Raw genomic sequence first — 5543 nt, forward strand, 5'->3', positions numbered from 1 at the left:
TGCGGGGAGGGTTTATCCCCCCAGCCCCCCTTGCCAAGGGGGGCTGCATCTCGCGTACGACGCAGGACGTACGACGTACGACCCGCGTCTTGCGTCTTGCGTTTGGCGTTTAGCTATCGGCGTACGACGTAGGACGTACGCCGTACGACCTATACTTATCCCGTGACCACAGGCCAGCTCCGCGAACAGGTCTGGAACACGCTTTCCCAGCGCCGGGCCGCCGTCTACCCCACCCCGCCGCACGGGCATCACCCCAACTTCGTGGGGGCGGGCAAGGCGGCCGAGAAGCTGATGGGGCTCGAGCCCTTCCTCGAGGCCCAGACGGTGCTGGCCGGCCCCGACCAGGTGCTCAAGCCCCTGCGCGAGGCCGTGCTCAAGTCGGGGAAGCGGCTGGTGATGCCCCACCCCGACAAGGGCGGGCACTACCTGCTGCTCGAATACGTGCAACCGGCGCTGCTCAAGCGCGTGCGCGACATCACCCGCTACGGCAAGCCGGTGCGGCTGGAGGACACCCCGCTGGACCTGGTGCTCGTGGGCTGCGTGGCCGTGGACCGCAAGTTCGGCTGGATCGGCAAGGGCTACGGCTTCCCGCCCCGGCACCTGCCGGTGGCCGCGCCCTGGGCCACCCTGGCCCACCCCATGATGCTGATGGAGGAACTCTACGCCGAGCCCGAGCGCCAGGTGGACCTCATCGCCACGCCGCTCGAGGTGCTCCGCCGCTGAGCGCTAGCCCTCGAGCACTCCGGGCCTGGAGTAGCGCCGCCAGGCCTGCCGCGCCCACAGCGCCGCCGGGTACAGCAGGGCCAGCAGGAGGGCCCAGGGGATGAGGTAGGCGGCGAAGATGGCCGCGCCGAAGGGGCTGAGCACCCACTGGCCGAGGTACTCGCCCACGGTGCAGGGGTAGTCGGGCGCGTCCATCCAGCCCTCGCACAGGCCGCGCCGGGCGATGCGCAGCGCGTCCTGGAGGACCGCCAGGCCGAAGGGGAGGAGGGGCGGGAGGAAGAGCAGGCCGAGAAGACGCGTCCACTTGTGCACGGTTCACCCCCTGCGCAGCCCCAGGATCAGCCCGGCCACGAAGGCCCCCCCGAAGGGGAGGTTGGTGGTGAGGACCGCGACCAGGCGGTCCCAGGCGGTCTTGAGCTGCTCCTGCTGGAACAAGGGCTCCACGTCGCGCTGGATGCGGGTCCAGTCCACGCTGAGGTAGCCCATCGAGGCCAGCACCTGCACCACGATGAAGATGATGCCGAACGCCACCGCCACGAATTTGCCCACCTTGTTGATGGTGTAGCCGGTGGCGAAGCCCGCAATGCCGCCGAAACTGATCTGGCCGATGTAAGGTTGTATCCAATCCACGCGCCCATGATGCCACAGACCTGACCAGGGCCCGGTTCTTTTGCCCGTAAAATGGCCTCATGCCCCGGGGACGCCCATGATCTCGCCGCAACTCGACCCGCTGACGGGCGCCCTGAGCCGGGCCGAGCTCTTCCCCAGCCTCGAGGCCGCCCTCAGCGAGGCCGAGCTCACCGGCGACGAGACCGCGCTGCTGATCCTCGACCTCGACCACTTCAAGAGCATCAACGACACCTTCGGCCACCCGCGCGGCGACGCCATCCTGCGCGAGCTCGTCGAGCGCGTGCAGGGGGCGATCCGCGCCCACGACCGCCTGTTCCGCTACGGCGGCGACGAGTTCGTGCTGCTGCTGCCGGGCACCGACCAGGCCCAGGCCGCCCTGCTGGCCGAGCGGCTGCTGGGGGTGGTGCAGTCGCGGCCCTTCGCGGGCAACCCGCCCCTCTCCCTCACGCTGAGCATCGGGCTGGCGACGAGCCGGGCCGGGGCCGACACCCCCGAAGCCCTCTTCGAGCGGGCCGACCAGTACCTGCTGAGCGCCAAGCGGCAGGGGCGTGCGCGGCTGGTGGAGGCCCTCGACGAGGCCGAGGCCCAGCCGACGCGCTGGCTCGAGCGCGAGGCCGTGCAGCTCGGGTTGCAGCACTTCCTGCGTGCCCTGCCCCAGCACCGACGGGGCCTCCTGCGCTCGGCGGGGCCGGGCGGGGCCGGGCACACGCGCTTCCTCGAGGAGGCCCAGCGCAGCGCCCGGCTGCTGGGCTACCGCACCTTCTGGCTCACCGGCCGCCGCGCCTACGCCACCCACCCCTACGGCGCGCTGCTCGACGGGGTGGGCCTCGAGCTCGCCGAGGCGGTGATCCGGCAGGGCAGCGCGGCCCTACGGCAGCTCGAGGGGCCGGTGCTGTGGCTGGTGGACCGGCCGCAGGAGCTCGACGTAGCCAGCCGCAAGGTGCTCGCCGAGCTGATGAGCGACCCCCAGGGCCCGGTGACGGGGGTGGCCGTGGCCGGGAGCGGGGGCGAGTGGCCGGTGCCGGCGCTCTCGGAGGAGCTCGAGCTGCAGCCCCTCTCCCTCGAGTCGGCGCGGGTCCTGCTGCGCGGCCGGCTGCGCTGGGAGCCGCCCGAGGCCTTCGTGCGGGCGCTGTGGCAGGCTTCGGGCGGCTGGCCCCGGCCCCTGCTGGAGCGGCTCGAGGCGGCCGAGCGCGGCGGGGCCTTGCGGCCTACGGGCCAGGGCTACAGCCTCAGCCCCGGCTTCGCCGAGCGCCTGGAGGCCGCCGAGCCCCCGCCCGAGCCGGGCCTCCCCGTGCCCAAGCAGAGCCTCATCGGCCGCGACCGCGAGCTGCTGGAGCTCAAGCGGCTGCTGCGCGAGCGCCGGCTGGTGACGCTGGCGGCGCAGGGGGGCATGGGCAAGACCCACCTCGCCATGCAGGCGGCGCTCGAGGTCGCCCACCTCTACCGCGACGGCGCCTACTTCGTGGCCCTGGCCGGCCTGGAGCAGGCCGAGCAGGTGCCCGGCCGCCTGCTGCAGGAATTCGGGCTCAAGACCCTGCACGACCCCCAACAGGGCCTCCTCGAGCACCTCAAGGGCCGCGAGGTGCTGCTGGTGCTGGACAACTTCGAGCAACTGCTCGAGGCCGGCGAGTTCCTGCGCGCGCTGCTGCAGGCCGTGCCCGGCCTCACCCTGCTGCTGACCTCGCGCGAGCGGCTGGGCCTGGCCGAGGAGTGGGTGCTGCCGCTGGAGGGGCTGGCGCTGCCCGAAGGCGACGCCGACTCCCCGGCCATGCGCCTGCTGCTGCAGGCTTTGCGGCGGGTCAACCCCGGCCTGCGGCTCGGGCCGGCCGACCTCGAGGCCGCCCGCCGGGTCTGCCGCGCGGTGGAGGGCCTGCCGCTGGGGCTGGAGCTGGCGGCGGCCTGGGCCAAGGTGCTCAGCCTGGGCGAGATCGCCGAGGAGATCGAGAAGAACCTCGGCTCCCTGCGCTCGCCCGAGGGCGACGAGGCCCGCCCCGAACGCCACCGCTCGCTGCGGGCGGTGTTCGAGTCGTCGTGGCGGCTGCTGCACCCCGAGGAGCAGCGGGTGCTCGCCCGGCTCGCGGTGTTCCGGGGCGGCTTCGACCGCGAGGGGGCGGCGCAGGTGGCGGGGGCGTCGGTCTCGGGCCTGCTGGGGCTGGTCAACCTCTCGCTCGTGCAGCGCGACCCCCACCACGGCGGGCGCTACCTGATGCACGAGCTGCTGCGGCAGTTCGCCTACGAGAAGCTATCCCCAGCCGCGCGGGAGGACGCCCTACAGGCCCACGCCGAGCACTTCCGGGCCTTCGCGCGGCGGGCCGAGCCCGAGCTGCGCGGCCCCGAGCAGGTGAGCTGGATCCACCGGGTCGAGCTCGAGCTCGACAACCTCCGCGCCGCGCTGGGCACCCTCGAGCGGCTGGGCCGCGCCGAGGCGGGCCTGGAGATGGCGGCGGGCCTGCGCTGGTTCTACTACGTGCGCGGCTTCTACCTCGAGTCGGCCCGCTGGCACCGGGCCTTCCTCGAGGCGCCCGCGGAGATCCCCCCGCGGCTGCGGGCCAAGGGCCAGGCCTCGCTGGCGGCGCTGCTGAAGGACCTGGGCCACTGGGAGCAGAGCATGGAGCTCGCCGAGGCGAGCCTCGAGGCCAGCCGCGCCTCGGGCGACGCGCAGACCCTGGCCGACGCCTCCCACCTCAAGGGCCTGCTGCTGCGCGAGGCGGGGCGCTTCGAGGAGGCCCTGCCGGCCTTCGAGGAGGCCCTGCGGCTGGCCCGGCAGATCCCCGACCGCTGGGGCGAGGCCACCACCCTCAACGACATCGGCATCGTCTACGGCCTGCAGCACCACAACGAGCCCGCCCGCGCCTACTTCCTGCAAAGCCTCGAGCTCAAGCGCGCCATCGGCGACGAGCAGGGCGTAGCCTACGCCCTGGGCAACCTGGCGGTCGTGGCCGACGACGACGAGGAGGCCCTGCGCTGGCTCTACGAGAGCCTGGAGATCAAGCGGCGGCTCAAGGACCAGCAGGGCATCGCCACCGGCCTCACCAACGTCGCCAACCGGCTCGTCAGGCTCGGGCAGCCCCGCGAGGCCTGGCCCCTGCGCCTGGAGAGCCTCCTGATCTTCCGCCGCATGGGGCAGGTGGTGCCGCTGGCGCAGGTGCTGGCCGACTGCGCCGACACCCTGCTGGCCCTGCAACTTCCCGCCCCGGCGCTGCGGGTCGCGGCGGCGGTGCAGCGCTGGAGCGACGAGCGCCCCGTGCCCCTGCCCCCGGGGAGCCGGCGGGCCCTCGCGGAGAGCATCGAACGGGCGCGGTCGCGGCTGGGGCCGGAGGCCGAGGCGCTCTACCAGGAGGCTCTGGCCCTGAGCCTCGAGCAAGCCTGCGAGGCCGCGCTCGAGGTGCAGCTCGCGTAGCGCCCGCCCCGATGGTGGGGCACGTCCTATAAGCCTCACCGAGGCGCGGCCCATCATGGGGCATGGTCCGGCGCTGGATTCTCCTCGGATTGGGCCTGTTCCCCTTCGCCCTCGCGCACTACGCCCCTCCCCTGCCCGACAGCCGGATCGCGCCGCCGGCCCGCCAGTTCGGTCTGCCCTTCGCCAGCCCCCCCGGGCCCGACACCTGGCTGCTGGGCCAGCTCTACGGCAACACCACCGGGGCCTACCGCCAGCGCCGCGACGGCTACGGGGCCGGGCAGGGCGTCCACTTCGGGCTCGACTTCTCCGCCCCCTGCGGCACCCCGGTCGTCGCCATCGGCGACGGGGTGGTGAGCGAGGTGGACGGGCCCCACGGCTCCCCGCCGCACAACGTGGTCATCGACCACGGCAACGGGCTGGCGAGCCTTTACGGCCACCTGCAGAAGCGCTCGCCGCTGAAGGTGGGCGCGCGGGTCAGGCGCGGGCAGGTGATCGGGGTCTCGGGCGACTCGCAGTTCAGCTGCACCGCCGCGCCGCACCTGCACCTCGAGATCCGCGACCGCTCCCACCAGCGCTTCTTCAACCCCATGCTCTACATCGCCGCCGACTGGGACAGCCTGATGCTCACCGGCGGCTTCAACCGCGGCTTCCAGCGCGACCTCGACAACCCCCGCCGCTGGCAGTTGCCCCTGCAGCAGCCCCAGGCCCGCAGGGGCGGCGGCCTGCTCAACGACTTCGCCCGCACCTGGCCCCCGGCCCCGGGCAGCACCCCCTGGCTGCCCACCCGCAC

5 protein-coding genes are annotated in these 5543 nt (G+C 73.4%); 3 read left to right on the top strand and 2 right to left on the bottom strand.

Features of this window, described 5'->3' with window-relative positions:
• Positions 1 to 162: 162 nt before the first annotated feature.
• The gene (locus Mterra_RS18175; RefSeq protein WP_119316432.1) at positions 163 to 723 is read left to right on the top strand and encodes a 5-formyltetrahydrofolate cyclo-ligase; all 561 of its coding nucleotides are present in this window, start codon (positions 163 to 165) and stop codon (positions 721 to 723) included.
• 3 nt (positions 724 to 726) lie between these two features.
• Here the strand turns inward: Mterra_RS18175 and Mterra_RS18180 are convergent, their stop codons facing one another.
• A complete protein-coding gene (locus Mterra_RS18180; RefSeq protein ID WP_119316433.1) occupies positions 727 to 1035 on the bottom strand; it encodes a hypothetical protein in 309 nt (102 codons plus the stop codon).
• A gap of 3 nt (positions 1036 to 1038) precedes the next feature.
• Entirely contained in the window at positions 1039 to 1353 is a 315-nt protein-coding gene (locus Mterra_RS18185) for an FUN14 domain-containing protein (protein WP_119316434.1), read from the bottom strand.
• A 76-nt stretch (positions 1354 to 1429) separates the two neighbouring features.
• On the opposite strand from Mterra_RS18185, the gene Mterra_RS18190 reads away from it, so the two are divergent.
• Positions 1430 to 4753, top strand: coding sequence for a diguanylate cyclase (locus Mterra_RS18190; RefSeq protein ID WP_119316435.1), 3324 nt, complete (start codon positions 1430 to 1432; stop codon positions 4751 to 4753).
• A gap of 62 nt (positions 4754 to 4815) precedes the next feature.
• The coding region (locus Mterra_RS18195; protein ID WP_147372928.1) for a M23 family metallopeptidase at positions 4816 to 5543 on the top strand (728 nt) is incomplete at its 3' end.

Source organism: Calidithermus terrae, assembly GCF_003574345.1.
Lineage (GTDB): Bacteria > Deinococcota > Deinococci > Deinococcales > Thermaceae > Calidithermus > Calidithermus chliarophilus.